The 17942-nt window shown below is 71.1% G+C and carries 10 protein-coding genes; 3 read left to right on the plus strand and 7 right to left on the minus strand.

Annotated features, from left to right (window positions below):
- From IT355_11245 to IT355_11255, 3 genes are all read right to left on the minus strand, one after another.
- A partial coding sequence (locus IT355_11245) for a hypothetical protein (GenBank protein ID MCC7053833.1) occupies positions 1-1349 on the minus strand: 1349 nt, incomplete at its 3' end.
- A 433-nt stretch (positions 1350-1782) separates the two neighbouring features.
- Positions 1783-2229 carry a hypothetical protein gene (locus IT355_11250; GenBank protein ID MCC7053834.1) on the minus strand — a complete coding sequence of 149 codons (447 nt, stop codon included), beginning with the start codon at positions 2227-2229 and terminating at the stop codon, positions 1783-1785.
- Positions 2230-2233: 4 nt separating this feature from the next.
- Positions 2234-7078 carry a hypothetical protein gene (locus IT355_11255; GenBank protein MCC7053835.1) on the minus strand — a complete coding sequence of 1615 codons (4845 nt, stop codon included), beginning with the start codon at positions 7076-7078 and terminating at the stop codon, positions 2234-2236.
- Between the two features lie 415 nt (positions 7079-7493).
- Between IT355_11255 and IT355_11260 the strand changes: the two genes are divergently transcribed.
- The 3 genes from IT355_11260 to IT355_11270 all read left to right on the plus strand — a co-directional run bounded on the left by IT355_11260 (position 7494) and on the right by IT355_11270 (position 11135).
- Entirely contained in the window at positions 7494-8342 is an 849-nt protein-coding gene (locus tag IT355_11260; GenBank protein MCC7053836.1) for a hypothetical protein, read from the plus strand.
- The gene (locus tag IT355_11265; GenBank protein MCC7053837.1) at positions 8339-10120 is read left to right on the plus strand and encodes a glycosyltransferase; all 1782 of its coding nucleotides are present in this window, start codon (positions 8339-8341) and stop codon (positions 10118-10120) included. The genes IT355_11260 and IT355_11265 overlap by 4 nt, the downstream gene beginning before the upstream one ends.
- A gap of 127 nt (positions 10121-10247) precedes the next feature.
- Entirely contained in the window at positions 10248-11135 is an 888-nt protein-coding gene (locus IT355_11270; protein MCC7053838.1) for a cupin domain-containing protein, read from the plus strand.
- A gap of 46 nt (positions 11136-11181) precedes the next feature.
- Here the strand turns inward: IT355_11270 and IT355_11275 are convergent, their stop codons facing one another.
- From IT355_11275 to IT355_11290, 4 genes are all read right to left on the minus strand, one after another.
- A complete protein-coding gene (locus tag IT355_11275; protein MCC7053839.1) occupies positions 11182-11856 on the minus strand; it encodes a hypothetical protein in 675 nt (224 codons plus the stop codon).
- A gap of 26 nt (positions 11857-11882) precedes the next feature.
- Positions 11883-12656 (minus strand): DJ-1/PfpI family protein, encoded by a 774-nt coding sequence (locus tag IT355_11280; GenBank protein ID MCC7053840.1) that lies wholly within the window; start codon positions 12654-12656, stop codon positions 11883-11885.
- A gap of 71 nt (positions 12657-12727) precedes the next feature.
- Positions 12728-14416 (minus strand): amidohydrolase, encoded by a 1689-nt coding sequence (locus tag IT355_11285; protein MCC7053841.1) that lies wholly within the window; start codon positions 14414-14416, stop codon positions 12728-12730.
- The gene (locus tag IT355_11290) at positions 14416-17670 is read right to left on the minus strand and encodes a hypothetical protein (protein MCC7053842.1); all 3255 of its coding nucleotides are present in this window, start codon (positions 17668-17670) and stop codon (positions 14416-14418) included. Before IT355_11290 ends, IT355_11285 begins: the two co-directional genes overlap by 1 nt.
- Positions 17671-17942 lie beyond the last annotated feature (272 nt).

Here is a 17942-nt window from a genome sequence, read left to right on the forward strand (position 1 = left end):
CGTCCTTGCGCGCCGGAGATCACCACGCGCACCGACGTGAGCGATGCGAACTGCGCCGAGAGGGGCTGGCGCGACTGCGTCACGGTCAGCGTGTACGTCGCCGATGCCGACGCCTCGGACCAGCCGGTGAAGCGGAAGTCGCTGCGCGCGGTGGCGACGGCGGTCACGCTCCGTCCGCAATCCCCCGTGAGCGTGCCGGAGGACAGCGTCACCGTGCCGCCGTCGGCAGGCAGCGCGGCCAGCACCAGCGTGCACTGCGCCGTGAACTCCGGGGTGAGCGTGAGCGTGGGCGCGGTGAGGGTGAGCGTGTACGGCGTGGTGGTCGTGCCATCCGACCAGCTCCGGAACCGGAACCCGGAGTCGGGGCGTGCCTGCAGGCTCACCGCGCGGCCGCAGTCGCCGGTGAGTGCGCCGCTCACGAGCGTCGCCGCACCGCCGGGAGCTGTGCCAAGTGTGAGTGCACACTGCGGCACGGCCGCGAAGGTGGCCACGACCGAGCGATTCGTGGCGAGCGTGAAGCTCCACGGGTTCACGGTGCTGGCGGTGCCGCCCCCCTCGGTGAACGCGCTGAAACGATACAAGGGACTCGGAGTCGCCTGTACCGAAACGCTGCGCCCGCAGTCACCGCCGAGCGTCCCGCTGGTGAGGGCGACGGTGCCGCCGGTGGCGGGTGACGCACCGAGCGTGAGCGAGCACTGGGCGACGAACGCCGGCGTGAGCACCAGGGCCCTCGACGCGACGATGAAGGTGTAGGTGGCCGCGGTGGCACCATCAGACCAGCGATCGAAGCGATAGCCGGCCGCCGGCGTCGCGACGACGGTGACGCTGCGGCCACAGGCGCCGCTGGGCGTTCCGTCGGCGAAGGTCGCGGAGCCGCCGCTGGCCGCGAGGATCGTGACCGTGCAGTCAGGCTCGAAGGTCGCGACCGCCGACACGTTGCCGGTGAGGTTGCTCACCGTGCAGCGCGATGCCGAGCCGGCGCTGGCACAGACGCCGGCCCAGCCGGCGAAGACCGACCCCGCGAGCGGTGTGGCCGTGAGCGTGACGGCGGTGCTGCGCGCGTAGGTCCGCGCGCAGGTGCCGGCAGCGATACCGCTGGCGATGGCGCAGTTCATCCCCGCCTGGCCGCCGGTGGGCGGCACGGTCACCCCACCGAAGCCGGAGCCCCCTCCCCTAACGCGCAGGGTGTAGGTCTGCGCCTGCACGGCCGGGATCGCCAGCAGCATCGCCGCGGCAAGCGCGCACACCCGGGACAGCGGTGCGCGCCGCCGCAGCCGGTCCGGAAACGCCGCGACGGCGGCCAGGACGGCCGAGGGTCCTGCGGCGGTGCGGCTGGGTTGAGGTGGCATGGGTCACGCGCGGTGAGGTACGCCGCCATTCCGCCTGCCGGCGACGGCGAGACAGGACGCGGCGTAAACCAGATGTCCATGCATGAGCCGTGCGCGTCGCTTGCGGTCCATGCCCGTGTTTCCGCGGCGTCGCGGCCTTGCGTGTCCGCGCGGCGATGGGGCCCCGCCCTGGTGGGCGGATCCACGGCGGCAAAGAAACGGCAAACACTTGTCGTTGAACGTGTTACGTGCGAGCTATCGCGCTCCCGGCACCCGTCGCTTCAGGCGGTCCGGTCGCCGCTGCCGGCGCCGCATGTGCCGGACTGATCCGCGGGACCGCCCGATGAAAGGCAGAGTCCGCATCGGAGGGGGCGACCTGTTGCCTGAGCTCTGCAACCGGACGCTACAGGAATGGCCGAGTTTCCGGGGTGGTGTGAGTCGGAGCGGGTGCCGGCTACTGTCGGACCACCGACAGCGTGACTGCCGAGCTCGCGATGGCCGCGTACCCCTGCTCGCGACCACCCGTCGCCTCGACCACCGTCACGGCGAGGGGCGCCTCCACGTTCGCGACCTTGAACTCGAGCACCGCATCGCCGTTGGCCACGCCGCGGGTGCTGATGACGAAGGTGCTGGTGTCCGCCAGCGTCCGCCGCGTCAGGATCGCTGCCGTTCCCTTGGCCGCCGGCAGCGAGACGCCGGCGCCGACCACCAGCACCCGCATGGCGCCGACCGTGCCGCCGGTGGAGGAGAGCGACACGACGGCCGTGCCCGCCTTCACGACCGGCGGCGGCGGGGGTCCGATGATCGGTCCGTCGCCGCCGCTCCCGCAGCCGGCGAGCAGGGCGCTCCCGGCCAGCAGGGAGAACCGTGCGCGCATGGACCGCTTCGAGGGCTTCAGCATGTCGTCAGGGTCTCCGTGTGGGTGCGCCGGCGGTCGTCGGCTGACTGAGCGGCGTCGTCGCCTGCAAGATGCGCGAGGAGATGGCTGGTGTCAGCACCTGCTTCGTCCTGTCCAGGTGGGCGAGCAGGTCGCCGAGGTTGAAGACGCCGTCGCCGTTGCCGGTCTGGTCCAGCAGTTCGCGGTCCGCGAGTGACAGGCCGGTGCCAGTGAGCAGGTCCAGCGCCGCGACGTCGGCCGCGATCGACCGCACGGGGAGGAAGAGGGCTTTCACCTCGCGTCCGTCGCCCTCGCCCGGCGTGCAGGTGCCGCGGCCGCTGCAGACGCCCCGCCAGCCGATGAAGCCCGTGGTGGGCTCGGGTTCGGCCACCAGCAGTTCCGTGGCGGCCAGCACCACCGTGCACGCCGTCTCCGTGGTGCCGGTCACCAGGGCGCACACCGGGGTGCCGCCCGTCACGCGCGCCACGCGCCCCGCCGCGCCGGACACCACCACCCGCACCGCCGCCGTCGGCGCGAACAGGGCCGAGAGCGGCTGGTTCGACTGCGTGACCGTCAGCGTGTATGACGCCGCGGCCGACGCCTCGCTCCAGCCCGTGAACGCATAGCCGGTGTTCGGGCGTGCGAGCGCCGTCACGCTCCGGCCACAGTCACCCGTGAGCGTGCCGCTGGTCAGCGTTGCCGAGCCCCCCTCGACCGGCGCGGCCGTGAGCACCAGCGTGCACTGGGCCGCGAACTCCGGCGTGAGCGTGAGCGTGGTGGCGGTGAGCGTCAGGGTGTACGGGTTGGTCGACGTGCTGTCGGACCAGGCCTTGAAGCGGAAGCCCGAGGCCGGCGTGGCCTGCAGTGTCACGGCGCGTCCGCACGCACCTGCGAGCGTGCCTGCCGTGAGCGCCACTGTGCCACCGGTGCCGGTGCCCAGCGTGAGCGCACACTGCGGGATGAGCGCGAACGTCGCGGTCAGGCTGCGCGCCTCGGTCGTGACGGTGGTGGTGCGTGTGGCCTCGGTGTTGCCATCGGACCAGCTGGTGAAGCGGTACCCGGATGCCGGCGTCGCGACCACCGTCACCGTGCGACCGCAGTCGCCCGCTGCGCCACCCGTCGTGATCGCCGCCGTGCCGCCGGCGGTCGGCGTGGCGGCCACGCTGAACGCACACTGCTGCACGAACACCGGCAGCAGCGTGAGGGTGGTCTTCGTGAGCGTGAACGTGTAGGGCGTGGTGGTGGTGCTGTCGCTCCACCGGGCGAAGCGGTACCCGGTGCCGGCGGTGGCCTGCACCGTGACCGACCGCCCGCAGGCACCCGCCAGCGTGCCGCTGGTGAGCGTGGCCGTGCCGCCGGTGGCCGTGCCGAGCACCAGCGCACACTGGGGCACCGCCACGAAGGTGGCGACGATCGTCCGGTTCGTGGTCAGCGAAAGCGTGAAGGGATTGAGTGTGCTGACGTTCGTCGTGCCATCGGTGAACGCACCGAAAGTGTAGGTGGCGTTCGGCGTCGCGAGCATGGTGATGTTGCGCCCGCAGATGCCGGTGGCGCTGCCACCCGTGATCCGCACGGTGCCGCCGGTACCGGCGCTCAGCGTCAGCGTGCACTGCGGCTGTGCGAAGGTCGCCGTGAGTGTCTGTGCGGCAACCGTCACCGCCACCGTGCGCGACGCGGTGGTCACACCGTCGGACCAGGTGCGGAACTCGTAACCGCTGGCCGGCGTCGCGAGTGCCGTCACCGTGCGGCCGCAGTCACCGGTCGCGCTCCCCGACGACAGCGACACCGTGCCGCCCGCGGCCGGCGTGGCCGCGAGCGTGAGCGTGCACTGCGCCGTGAAGCTGGCGGTGAGGGTGAGCGTGGGCGCGGTGAGCACCACGGTGTATGGCGAGACGGTGGTGCCGTCGGACCAGCTCGCGAAGCGGAAGCCCGTGTTCGGCGTGGCCTGCACCGTGACGCTGCGGCCGCACACGCCGTTGGCGGCACCGCTGGTGATCGTCGCCGTGCCGCCCGCGCCAGCCGACAGCACGAGGGTGCACAACGGCTGCGCGAAGTTGGCGGTGAGCGTCTGCGACGGCGTGGAGATCGTCACGGCGCGCGTGGCCGTGGTGGCGCCATCCGACCAGTTGGTGAAGAGGTACGGCGCCGTCGGTGTGGCCGTCGCAGTGGCGGTGCGGCCGCAGTCACCCGTCAGGCTCCCCGGCGCCAGTGTGGCGGTGCCGCCGGCGCTGGGCGACGCGGCGAGCACCAGCGTGCACTGCTGCACGAATGCCGGCGTGATGGTGAAGCTCGAGCTCATGGTGAGCACGTACGGCGTGACGGTGGTGCCGTCACTCCAGCTCCCGAAGCGGTAGCCGGTGGACGGCGTGGCCTGCACGGTCACGCTGCGCCCGCACGGCCCCAGGGCGCTGCCAGTCGTGATCGTCGCCGCGCCGCCCACCGCGGCGCCGATCGTGAGGTTGCACTGTGGCACCGCCGCGAAGGCCGCCGCGATGGTCCGGTCGGTGGTGAGCGTGAAGGTCCACGGATTCGATGTCGAGACGGGTGCGCTGCCCTCGGTGAACGCATTGAACGAGAAGGTCGGATCCGGCGTCGCCTGGATCGTCACACTCCGGCCGCAGACACCGGTCGCTGTGCCGCTCGTGATGGCGGCGCTCCCGCCGGCACCACTCGTCAGCGTCAGGGTGCACAGCGGCTGCTCGAAGGTGGCCGTGAGCGACTGCGACGGCACCGTCACCACCACGCTGCGCGAGGCGGTCGTCACACCGTCCGACCAGGTCCGGAACACGTACCCCGTCGCCGGTGCCGCCAGCGCGGTCACCGTCCGCCCGCAGTCGCCCACGGCGCTGCCATCCGTCAGCGTCACCGTGCCGCCAGCCACCGGCGCCGCGATCAGCGCGAGCGCGCACTGCGGCGTGAAGGTCGCGCCGAGGGTAAGGGTCGGCGCAGACAGGACCAGCGTGTACGGCGTCACCGTGCTGCCGTCCGACCAGCGCGTGAAGGCGTACCCCGACGCCGGCGTGGCCTGCACCGTGACGCTGCGACCACAGACACCGCTGGCCGAGCCGCTCGTGATCACCGTCGTGCCCCCGGTGGGCGGGTCGAGCACCAGCGTGCAGAGGGGCTGTGCGAAGTTCGCCGTCAGCGCCTGCGATGGCGTGGCGATGTTGACCACCCGCGTCGCACTGGTCGATCCGTCGGACCAGTTCACGAAGGTGTACGGCGCCGTCGGCGTCGCGGTGGCCGTGGCGGTGCGCCCGCAGTCGCCGGTCAGCGTGCCGTCGGTGAGCGTGGCCGTGCCGCCGTCCGCCGGTGACGCTGCCAGCGTGAGCGTGCACTGTTGCACGAACGTCGCGGTGAGCGACAGGCTCGACGACACGACGAACGTGTACGGCGTGACGGTGCTGCCGTCACTCCAGCCCGCGAAGCGGAACCCGCTCGCGGCCGCGGCCTCCACCGTCACGCTGCGCCCGCACGGCCCACTCGGCGTGCCCGCGGTGAGCGTGGCGCTCCCGCCGATGCCGGCGCTCACGCTGACGTTGCAGAGCGGCACCGAGGCGAAGGTGGCGACGATGGTGCGATCGGAAGTGAGCGTGAACGTCCACGGATTGGACGTGGAGACCGGGCTGCCCCCTTCGGTGAATGCGCTGAAGGAATAGGTCGGATCCGGCGTGGCCTGCACGGTGATGCTGCGCCCGCAGGCACCGTTGGCCGCGCCGTCGGTGATCACGGCGTTGCCACCCGTGCCGGCGCCCAGCGTCAGCGTGCAGCCGGGCAGCGTGAACTCCGCCGTCAGCAACTGCGCCGGCGACGTCACGAGCACGGCGCGCGTGGCGCTGGTGGAGCCGTCGGACCAGCGCGTGAACAGATACCCTCCCGTGGGCGACGCGCTGGCGGTGACGGTGCGACCGCAGTCGCCGGTCGCGTCACCCGCGACCAGCGAGGCCGAGCCCGCCCCGACCGGGCTCACGTCGAGGGTCAGCGTGCACTGCTCGGTGAACGACGGCGTCAGCGTGAGTGCCGGCGCCGTGAGCGCCAGCGTGTATGTGGCCGAACGGCTCCCGTCGCTCCACCCGGAAAACCGGTAACCGCCGTCCGGCGTGGCCACCACGGTCAGGCTGCGCCCGCAGTCACCCGTCAGCGTCCCGTCGGTGAGCGACGCACTGCCGCCGACGGCGGTGCCGATGGTGAGGGTGCACTGCGCCACCGCGAAGGTGGCGGTCCAGGTGTCCGAAGTGGTGAGCGTGAACGAGTACGGATTGTCGGTCGAGACCGGACCGCCACCCACTGTCCAGGCCGCGAAATCGTGGCCGACCGCCGGCGATGCCGCGATCGTCACGGTGCGCCCGCAGGCTCCGGTCTCGCCACCGCCGATCACCGCCGCCGAACCACCCGTGCCGGAGCTCACGGCCACCGTACAGACCGGTTCGAATGCCGCGGTCACCGCTTGCGGCCCGTCCAGCGCGCTCAGGCTGCAGGTGGGGGCGGTGCCGGCGGCGGCGCAGGCGCCCGACCAGCCGGTGAAGATGGAGCCTGGCGCCGCAGTGGCCGTCAGCGCCGCGACGGAATCGCGCTCCCACGTGTCCGAGCAGGTGCCGGTGGTCAACCCGGCAGCGATGTCACAACTGATCGCGGCCGTGCTGGCGCTCGCGGCGGGTGCGGCGACGTTGCCCGCCCCCGCGCCGCTGCCCTGGACCGAAACCGTGTAGGTCTGCGCCGCGAGCACACCCGCGCCAAGCACGCTGGCAGCGGCCAGCGCAGCCAACCGGCTGCACCCCTGCCTGGCGCGCACCAGCATGCGGACCAGCCTGGGGCTGATCAGCGCCGGGCACCCGTGGGCGACGCGGCGGAACGTGCGGGAGGGGCGGAACATCGCGCGGCGTACTCGGGAGGGTCGGGCACCATCGGGACACGGATGGCGACGTGCAGGTCGAGCGGGCGTCGCTGGTCTCGCGCGCGTCGTTCGTCATGGAGCAGGAAGAGCGGATTTCCCTGCAGGGAACGTGCACGGAACACCGCCCGATGCGAATCGATCCAGCGGTCTGGACCAGTCGCGATCCGCGAGGATCGACCTGTGCCCCCTGATGATACCACTCGTCACGTGCCGATGCAGCGCGGGCGCCGCGGCCGCGCCCGCCATGGCTCCGTAGCTCCTTCCACCACAAGCGTTTACGGCGCCGCGTGAGACCTGCCGCGTGCCGGCACCGCGCAGGCCCTCCCTTCTGTCGTCACCGCGACGCGAACGGCCTGTCCGTCGCGACGCGCCACCACGCTCACGGGAGCCATCCATGCACCGTCCGGATCACCGCCGTTTCCGCGCCTCACTCGTGGCCCTCTGCTGCGGTACGCTCGCCACACCACGTCTCGGCGCACAGGCAGACCGGCCGCCGATGTGGATGGAGGCGAGCCTGTGGGCGGGGGTCACGTCGCTCGAGCAGACGCCCGGTGCGATCGGACGGACCAGCGCCGTGCAGTCCGGGATCCGCGGGGCCGAGTTGTCGGTGTGGCCGGTGCCGTCGCTGCGGCTGTTCGCGCGCTACGACAACACCTTCTCGCTCGACAACCTCGCGCTGATCCGCGCCGGCCGCAGTGTGCCCCTCTATCGTGCCGGCGTGCAGCGCGACTGGAACCACGCGTCCACGACCGTGGCAGATGTCGGCCGCCGCACGCTCCCCGGCAGCATCACGCAGGGCATGCTGACGGTGGAGCAGGTCGTGTTCCTCCCCGGCACCGTCGCCCTCAAGGCCGGCGGCTGGGTCGGCCCGCGGAGCGACGCGCGCACGGAGTGGCTTGGCTTCGGCGCGCTGTCGGTGCCGATCGCCCCGCGCGTGCGGATCGAACCGACGTACTTCCACGCCCGCAGCGGCCTGGCCGACGAGCGGCAGTGGCGTGCGCTCCTCGCCGGCGAGGCGCGCCTGTCCTCGCGCCTCAGTCTCGGTGGCGGCGCGGCCATGGGGCACAACACCAGCATCACGCCACGCCTCACCGGCGACACCCGCGCGGCGTTCGCACGGCTCGCGCTCTCGCTCACGCGCCGGCAGCGGGTGCAGCTCGTGCTGAACCGTGAGTCGGCGCCGGGCGCGAACACGCAGGTCACGCTCGCGGCAGGCTTCTCCGTCGGGGTGCCGCGCCGATGACACCCCCACGCCCGGCACCCGCGGCCCGGCCCACACTCTACCTCACGATTTTCGCCGCCTGGTTCGCCTCGCTCGCCTGGTTCCACCCGCGCCTGTTGGCACTGCTGCCGCTTGCCGAGTCACGGCTCGCCACCGGCGCGCTGCTCTTCTTCATCGTCTTCACCGAGATCGCCTGGCTCTACGGCTTCTACAACGTCTTCGTGGTGCTGTTCGCGATGTGGTACCGGCGCCGCCAGCGGGTGTCTCCACCGGCCCCCGACGCGCCGATCGAGGGCGAGTTGCCGCGGGTGGCGATGCTCTACCTCACCTGCAACGACTTCGTCGAAGCCAGCGCCGCCTCCTGCCTCGCGCAGGACTACGCGGCGTACCGTGTCTACATCCTCGACGACAGCAGTGATGCGGACTGCCGCGCGCAGGTGGATGCCTTCGCCGCGCGCGATCCGGAGCGCATCCAGGTCGTGCGCCGCAGCGACCGGCGCGGCTTCAAGGCCGGCAACCTCAATCACGGCCTCGCGTCGGCGGCCGTGATGGAGCCCCTGTTCGCGATCGTCGATGCCGACGAGATCCTGCCGGCCGACTTCCTCACGCGCATGGTGCCGCGCCTGCTGGGCGACCCCAGCTGCGGCTACGTGCAGGCCAACCATCGCTGCAACCACCGCGACGCCGGCACGATCGCCGGTGCCGTCGGGGTCGGCATCGACATCCACTGGCGCTGGTACCACCCGCTCCGGAACCGCTGGGGCTTCGTGATGCTGCTCGGTCACGGGGCGCTCATACGGCGCCAGGTGTGGGAGGAGATCGGCGGGTTCCCGGAGATCGTGAGCGAGGACCTCGGCTTCTCCGTGCGTGCCCGCGAACGCGGCTGGGGTGGCGTCTTTGCCGATGACATCGTGTGCCTCGAGGACTTCCCCGAGACCATGCGGGCCTTCCGGGTCCGGCACATCAAGTGGACGCGCGGCACCTGCGAGTTCTTCGCGCGTGAGATGTGGCCCGTGCTGCGGGCGAAACGGATGCCGTGGGTCGAGAAGCTGGACGTGCTCTTCCCCGCCCTCAGCCTGCCGCTGGCGCTCTTCTACTTCCTGTTCGTGATCGACGCCAACCTGCTCTTCACGATGTTGTTCTCGCATCCGCGGCCCCTGACGGCAGTGCTGGCCGGCCACGAGCTCGTGCTGCCCATGCGCGCGCTCGACGCCCGCTTCGCGGTGGTGAGCAGCTGGGACTTCTTCCTCGTGACGGTGCTCACGTTCGTCGCCCCGGTGTTGTGCTTCATCGTCGAGCTGGCGCGCACGCCGCGCGAACTGTTCAGCTTCCTCTGCCGGAGCAGCGTGATCTACTCCGCGCTGGGCCCCCTGTCGTCCCTCGGGGTGGTGGGTTACCTGCTCTCCGGCACGGCGACCTTCCTCGTGACCGGCGATCGCGGCACCGCGAACACCGGCAGTCCCACGCGGCGGTCACCCGCACCCTGGCGCCGCGCGGTGGCGCTCGTCCGCTCGGCGGTGCAGACCAGCCACCCCGACCATCCGCTGGTGCAGGGATTCGAGATCCTCTGCGGCATCGTGTTCGCGCTCGCCTGCCTGCAGATGGGACAGCTGTCGTTCCTCGGCCTCGCCCTCGGCTTCGTGATGGCGCCGGTGCTGCACCACACGCCGTGGAACCATCCCGTCATCCAGCGGCTGGTGTACGTGCCCTTCACGTTGATCATGGGCGGGCTGGCGGTGGGCGGCATGGGATTGCTGGGGGTGCAGACGGTGTTCTTCGGGTATGGCTTCCACTTCTGAGCGCGGGACCAGGGCGCCGTTCAAGGGGACGGGGATCTCGAGTTCGAGTGCGTTCAAGGGGACGGAGATCTCGAGTTCAAGGGGACGGAGATCTTGAACCTTTCGAGGGGACGGGGATCTTGAACGCATGCACACCCACGCCGACACCACCGTCTTCCACATCTGCTCCCGCGCCGCGCTCGCCGAGGCACGCGCCCGCGGCGTCTACCGCGCCGGGAGCCTGCTCGGCGAGGGGTTCATCCACCTCTCGCGCGCGCACCAGGTCCCGGGTACCGCCCGCGCGTTCTTCGCCGGCGTGCCCGACCTGGTCCTGCTGGTGATCGACCCGACGTTGCTCACGTCGCCGCTCGTGTACGAGCCCCCGGCTCCACCACCGGGCGCAACCGAGACCGACGACCGCGCCGCCGAGCTGTTCCCGCACTGCTATGGTCCGCTCGACCTCGACGCGATCATCGACGTCGTCGACCTCGCCACGTTCGATGGCACGCCGGTGCACGCCGACACCGCGGCGCTGCTCCGCCACTACCGGTTCGACCGCCTCCCCCTCGAGGGAACGCTCTACCGCAGCACCTGGCGCTCGACGGTCGAGAACGACGCGGGCGAGCCGGCCGGCACGGCGATGATCGGGCTGTACGCCGACAGCCCGCGCAGCGTCTCCTGCTTCCATCGCCTGGCACACGCCGAGGTGTGGCATGTCCATGCGGGCGACCCCTTCACCCTCCACCTGCTGCATGAGGACGGGCGGACCGAGACGGTGCTGATGGGCACCGATCCCACCGCCGGCCAGCAGGTGCAGCACGTGATCCCGGCGGGGTCATGGCAGGCGGGCTGCCTGGTGCCGGGTGGCCGCCATGCCCTCTTCGGCTGCACCATGGCGCCGGGCTTCACCGGCACCTGCTTCGAGGCCGCCGTGCCTGCCGAGCTGGCGGCTCGCTATCCGGGCGCGGCCGACGTGATCGCGCGACTGTCGGTGACCGGCGGTGCCACCCGCATGCCGGCAGGGTTCGCGACGTAGGATCTCCGGATCCCGTTGTCGAACGTCGGCTCCACGCGTCGCGAGGCTACGGCCGCGGGATCGGCGCCCCCACGTCGCCGTCGTGCACCGGCAGCGCGAACGCCATGTTGTGCTTGTCGATGCGGTCCTGGCCGCCGGCCGCGAAGCCGAAGAACCAGCCATAGGCGCGGTCCTTCGCATAGTCCACGTTCGACCAGTAGCCGTACGAGCGCACCTTCTGGAAGTCGCCCGTCACCTTCAGCCCCCATCCCGGCTGCACCGGCGTGCCGGCGGTGTCGAAGTAGCCCTTGTTGGCGAGCGTGACGTACCAGAGGTGCGCCATCTCGCTGTAAGTGCGCGAGGAGTCCCGCGTGCGGGGATTGTAGCCGCAGTCGCTGCCGTCGTTGCTCCAGTCGCAGCCGCGGCGCCCGGTGTCCACGATGGTCGGCAGGCGCCAGCCACCCACCGATCCCACCACCAGCGACGACGCCCAGGCGTTCGCGCTGCCCCAGTCCATCAGCCCCTTCACGTCCGCGTCACGCAGCCAGGTGATGCGCAGCACCGTGTCGTAGAACGCCTCGGGGCCGTTGGCCGTGTTGCCATCGAGGTCGCGCGGCTGCAGGGTGGACTGCCAGGTGCCCTGCGCGTGCGCCACGCACGGCGTACCACCCAGCACCGCCGCGCCCAGCAACGCCACCGCAACCACCCGGCGCGTCATCCGTGCGATCGTGATTCCGCTCATCCGTCCTCCCATCGTGAGTGTGTGCATCAACCGGCACGGGCGCGACGCGAGCCACGGGCCGCCACCGCGGCCCCCCGTGAGAACTCCGCGTACGCCGCCACCATCGCCGCCGTGATCTCCGGCCCCGCCGCCTCCGGTGAGCCGGCGTGGAACGGCGGCTGCGGGTCGTACTCGATGTTGAGCTGCGTGCGCTTCGCCACGGTCTCGCCCGCGATCCGCGCGAGCAGCGTCAGCGCCAGGTCGATCCCCGCCGACACGCCGGCGCCGGTGACGACGTTGCCGTCGGTCACGACCCGCTCCGCCACCGGCGTGGCGCCAAGCAGCGGCAGGATCGAGTCACGCACGCCCCAGTGCGACGTGGCGCGCCGGCCCTTCAGCAGCCCCGCCGCGCCCAGCACCAGCGATCCGGTGCACACACTCGTGATGTACGACGCGCGCGGCGCCCGATCGGCCAGGAACGTCAGCACCTCCTCGTCCTGCATCGCGGCCAGCGTGCCCCGCGTGCCGCCCGGCACGAAGAGCATGTCCACGTCCGCCGGACACTCCGCGAACGTCGTCGTCGCCGTGAACGGGATCCCCGACGCCAGCAGCGTGTGCCGGTCCTTCCACACCAGGTGTGTCTCCAGCGCACCCGACAACACCGCATGTGGTCCGACGAGGTCCAGCGGATACATCCCCGGGTACATCACCATCGCCAGTTTCATCGGTGCCGATCCTCGCACGGGGGGGCCGAGCCGGTGGAGCAGCGGGAGTGCCCCGATGCCCATCGCGGCCGCTTTCGTGAATGTCCTCCGGTCCATCGTCACACTCCTCTCGTTCCGGGGAACGACCTGCCGGCCCACACGCCGGCCGCGTGCCATGACACCTGTGCCTACCGCTTCCGCTCGAACACGATCTCCCCGGCGATCAGCGTCATCACGGCCCGGGTCAGCAGGATCTCGGCATCGGGGATGGACATGATGTCGCGATCGAGCACCGTGAGGTCCGCCCACTTGCCCACCGTGATCGACCCGCGCACGCGCTCCTCGAAGGCCGCGTGCGCGGCGTACGTCGTGAACATCCGCAGCGCCTCGGTCCGGCTCACCCGCTGCTCGGGGTGCCACACCGCGTCGTCACCCGCCTTGCCGCGGATGTCACGACGGGCGACGGCGGCGTAGAACTCGATCATCGGCTCGCCACGCTCCACCGGCGCATCCGACCCACCGGCCACCGGCACACCCTGGTCGATGAACGACTTCCACGCATAGGCCCCCGACAGCCGCGGCACGCCGAGGCGCTTGTCGGCGAAATAGAGGTCGCCGATCGCGTGGGACGGCTGCATCGAGGGGATCACGCCGAGCGACTTGAAGCGGGGAATGTCCGCCGGGTCGATGATCTGGGCATGTTCGATACGCCAGCGCAGGTCGCGCGATGCCCCGGCCCGCTGCGCCGGCGCGACGGTCCGGAACGCGGCGTCGTACAGGTTGAGGATCAGCCGGTTGGCCGAGTCGCCGATCGCGTGCGCCTCGACCTGCACACCCTTCGCCAGCGCGGCCGCCAGCATCGGGCGCAGCTTGGCCGTGTCACCCGTCATCAATCCCTTCGCGGCCGGCTCGTCGCTGTAGGGCGCCAGCAGCAGTGCGCCGCGTGACCCGAGTGCGCCATCGACGAACGTCTTGATCGTGCGGATCGTCAGCCGGCCACCGAACTCACCCACACTCGGTCCCACCGCGAGCAGGGAGTCGGACTCCTTTCCCGGCCCGCCGATCGCCTGGTACACGCGCAGCTTCATCGTCCCGCTGGCATAGAGCCGGCGCAGGCGCCCCACCTCGTCCCAGCTGCCACCCGCGTTCTGCACCTGTGTCCATCCCAGCTCCGTGCTGCGGCGCGCACCGACCACCAGCATCGAGTCACGCTTCGCCGGGCTGTCCTTCGGCATGTGCACCGCGATCAGGCCCTGTGCCCAGTCGATGAGCATGCCGGTGGCCTCGCCGGAGGCATCCCGGAGGATCGAGCCACCCTTCGGATCCGGCGTGGTGCGCGTGACCTGCGCCACCGCCAGCGCCTTCGAGTTGAGCACGGACGCATGCCCATCGGCCCGTGTGAGCACCACCGGATGGTCCGGCGCGATCCGGTCCAGGTCCTGCCGCGTCGGGAACGCCTGCGGCACCCAGAACGTCTCGATCCACCCCGACCCGATCACCCACTCGCCCGCCGGCGTCTGCGCCACGCGCTCCTGCACCCGAGCGAGGAAGGCCGCCTTCGTGTCGGTGCCCTCGAGGTTGAGCGTCATCTCGCGCTCACCCACACCACCCAGGTGGTAGTGCGCGTCCGCCAGGCCCGGCACCACCGTTGCACCGGCCAGGTCGCGCACCACCGTGGCACTGCCCTGCAGCGCGCGCGCATCCGTCGACGACCCGACGAACACGATCCGGTCACCGCGGATGGCGATCGCCTCGGCCCGCGGCCGGCCGGCGTCCAGCGTGTGCACGTTCGCGTTGATGAGCAGCAGGTCGGCCGGCGGCCGGTGCGTCGCGCACGCCGGGAGCAGCCCCGCGGTGACCACCAGGACTCGTCGCATCAGTTCGCCCTCGGCGTGGTGGTGGAGATTCCCGCCAGCCCCTTGTCACGCAGGAGCTGGTTGAACGGCGCGACGTGCTCGCGCATCACCGCATCCAGCGCCGTGCGGGCGGCGCGGGTGCGCGCCGTGAGCAGGCTCCCCACAGTGCGCTGCGGTTCGGTGGGCGGGTCGTCCGAGCCATTGAGGTCGTTGATCAGGTAGAAGAACTTCTCGGCCAGCTTCGCCTGGTACCGGATCATGTCCTGCCCGCGCCCCGTGATCCGGAGCTGGATCAGCGCCTCCTCCACGTCCACCAGCCGCTGCTCCACCACACCGGCCCGTGCCAGCACCGCCGTGTCGGTGATGGTCGCCTTCACCGTCAGCAGCTGCGCCCGTGCGACCTCGATCGCGTTGATCATCGCCACCGCGCTGTCCAGCTGCGTCGTCAGCTCGCGCTGCAGTGTCGTCTTCGCGACGATCCCCGCATCGGTGGCCTGGCTGTTCGGGTCACGCCGCACCTCGATCGGCTGCACCTGCACCGTGGTGCCGACAGTCAGCTTCACGGTGTACCTGCCTGGCGGGAGCATGATGCTCGTGGGGTACACGCCCGGCGCGCTGCGCCCCGTCACGCCCACCGTCACCTCTGGCGCGTGCAACGGGCTCGTTCGCACCAGCACCGGCTTCGACCAGTCGGACTGCAGGTCCCAGTAGACGCGATTCACGCCGGGCAGCGCCGTGGCCTCCAGCGTGCGCACCACGGAATCGCGGGCGTCGAGGATCGTCAGCACCGGCGGGGTGGCGGGCACCGACTTGAGCCAGTAGCTCAGCGAGGCGCCGTAGCGCGGGTTCGTGCCCGCCACCTGGTCCTCGAACGGCGCCCACGGCCCCTCGGCCATGCGGAACCGGTACACCGGACGCGGTGCGAACAGGTGCGCGTCCTTCGCCACCACCTCCGCCGAGAGCTGCTGGAGCGGCGTGACGTCATCGAGGATCCAGAAGCCACGCCCGTAGGTGGCGAGCACCAGGTCGTTGAAGTGTTCCTGCACCGTCACGTCCACCACCGGGGCGTGCGGCAGGTTGTTCTGCAGCGGCTGCCAGAGCGCGCCGCCGTTGAACGAGACATGGAGTGCGTTCTCGGTGCCCAGGTACAACAGGCCACGCCGCACCGGATCCTCCTTCACCCAGTGTGCATACGAGAGCGGCGACTTCGCGATGCCGGCGACCAGCAGCGTCCACGTCTTCCCCAGGTCCGTCGTGCGAAACACCCAGGGGTCGTGGTTGTCCACCTGGTGTGCATCCACGGTGAGGTACGCCGTGTTCGCATCCCACCGCGAGGGCGCGATGTTGCTGATGGTCGCCCATTCCGGCAGGCCCGCCGCCTTCGGGGTCACGTTCGTCCAGCTCGCGCCGTTGTCCACCGAGAGCTGCACCAGCCCGTCATTCGTGCCGGCCCAGAGCTGCCCCTTCGCGACCGGCGACTCGGCGATCGCGAACACCACGCCGGCGTACTCCACGCCGATGTTGTCCGGGGTGAGGCCGCCGGAGATGCCCTGCCGCGTGCGGTCGTTGCGCGTCAGGTCCGGGCTGATCACCTGCCACGACCGTCCGCCGTCGCCGGTGGCATGCACATGCTGGCTGCCCACGTACACCCGGTTGTGGTCGTGCGGCGAGATCGTGAGCGGGAACGACCACTGGAAGCGGTACTTCACCGAGTCGGCACCGTGCCCCGTGGTGACCTCGGGCCAGATCTCCACCGGCGACGAGATGCGCGTGCGCAAGTCATAGCGCGTGACGATGCCGCCGACGCTGCCGTTCCCCGATGCGCTCGACCAGACGAGGTTGGAGTCCACCGGATCGGGCGTGGCCCAGCCGCTCTCGCCGCCGCCCACCGAGTGCCACGCCGCGCGCGGGATCCCGGCGTCGCCGAAGTAACCGATCACACGGCTGTTGCTCGGCCCACGCGCCGACTGGCCGTCCTGCCGGTTGCCGTACACGAAGTACGGGATGCGATTGTCCACCGTGACGTGGTACATCTGCGCGATAGGCAGCTGGATCCGGTTCCAGGTGCGCCCGCGGTTGCTGGTGATCGAGACGCCGACATCGTGCGCCACCACCATGCGGTCGGTGTTGCGCGGATCCATCCACAGGTCGTGGTGGTCGCCACCCGGGTACTGCGAATACGGCGGGTCGATGATGTGCCGGCCGGCGTCGAGGGTCTTCGACCAGTTGGCGGCCAGGAAGTACGCCTCGTTCTCGTTGTCGGGGGCCACCACCACGCGCGTGTAGTAGTGCGTGCGCCCGCCGAGCTGCCGGTCATGGCTCACCAGATTCCAGCTCGCACCGCCGTTGTCCGAGCGCCAGAGTTCCCCCGTCTCGGTTTCGACGCCGGGCAGCGGCACACCATCGCTGGTCTCGATCAGCGCATAGATCCGGTCGGGGTTCGTTGGCGCGACCGACAGGTCCGCCTTGCCGAACGGCTTCGTCGGCAACCCGTTGCCGCGCAGGCGCGTCCAGGTGGCGCCGCCGTCGGTGCTCTTCCAGATGCCGCTCCCCGGCCCGCCACTCGTGCGACCCCACGTGTGCACCTCGAACTGCCAGGTGGTGGCGTACACGATGCGCGGATTGTGCGGATCGAACTCCACGTCGTTGCCGCCCGTTTTCTCGTCCACGAAGAGCACACGGGTCCACGTCGTGCCACCATCGGCCGTGCGGTAGACGCCGCGGTCGGGATGCGGCCCGTAGCCCGTGCCCAGCGCTGCGACGAGGACGATGTCCGGGTTCGTCGGATGGATCGCGATGCGGGCGATGCGGCCCGTGTTGTCGAGGCCCAGCTTCTTCCACGTGCGCCCGGCGTCGGTGGAGCGGAAGATGCCCCACCCCACCGAGATGTTGCTCCGGATGTTCGGCTCACCGGTGCCCGCCCACACCACGTTCTGGTCCGATGGGGCGATCGCGAGGGCGCCGATCGAGAGCACCGGCTGCCCGTCGAAGATCGGGTCCCAGTGCAGCCCCGCGTCGGTGGTCTTGAAGATCCCGCCGGAGGCGGCACCGGCGTAGATGATGTTCGGGTCGCCGGGAATGCCGGCCACCGCAACGACCCGGTTCCCCTCGGGCCCGATGTGCCGGAAGGTGAGCTGGCCCAGCATGTCGGACGCCACCAGCGGGGCATCGGCCGCGGGCTGGGCGGACGGGCGGCGGCGCTGGGCACCGGCAGCCGGCGGGAGAAGCAGCGGGAGCGCGACGGCTCCTGCGACGAGGACGGAGAACAGGCGCATGGCGACCCGGGGCGGGAGTCCGTTCCAGCGAGGCGGCGGCGCGCGGCGCCTGTGGAGTCCGGGGGGCCGTAGGCCGCGCCGGTCCCGCCAGGAGCAGGTGTCCGCCAGAAACTAGCCTTTGCTAGTATTTTTCTGAACATCATTCAGATTTTTGACGTGTCAAGGGTGCAGCAGAGCGGCGCCCGCGGGTCCTACCATCCCCGCATCCCCTGTTCTGCCCGCCAGCCCGTCCGGCGTGCCTGCGGCGACTCGCGCCGGCCGAGTCTTCCGCG

Source organism: Gemmatimonadaceae bacterium, from assembly GCA_020851035.1.
Lineage (GTDB): Bacteria > Gemmatimonadota > Gemmatimonadetes > Gemmatimonadales > Gemmatimonadaceae > JACMLX01.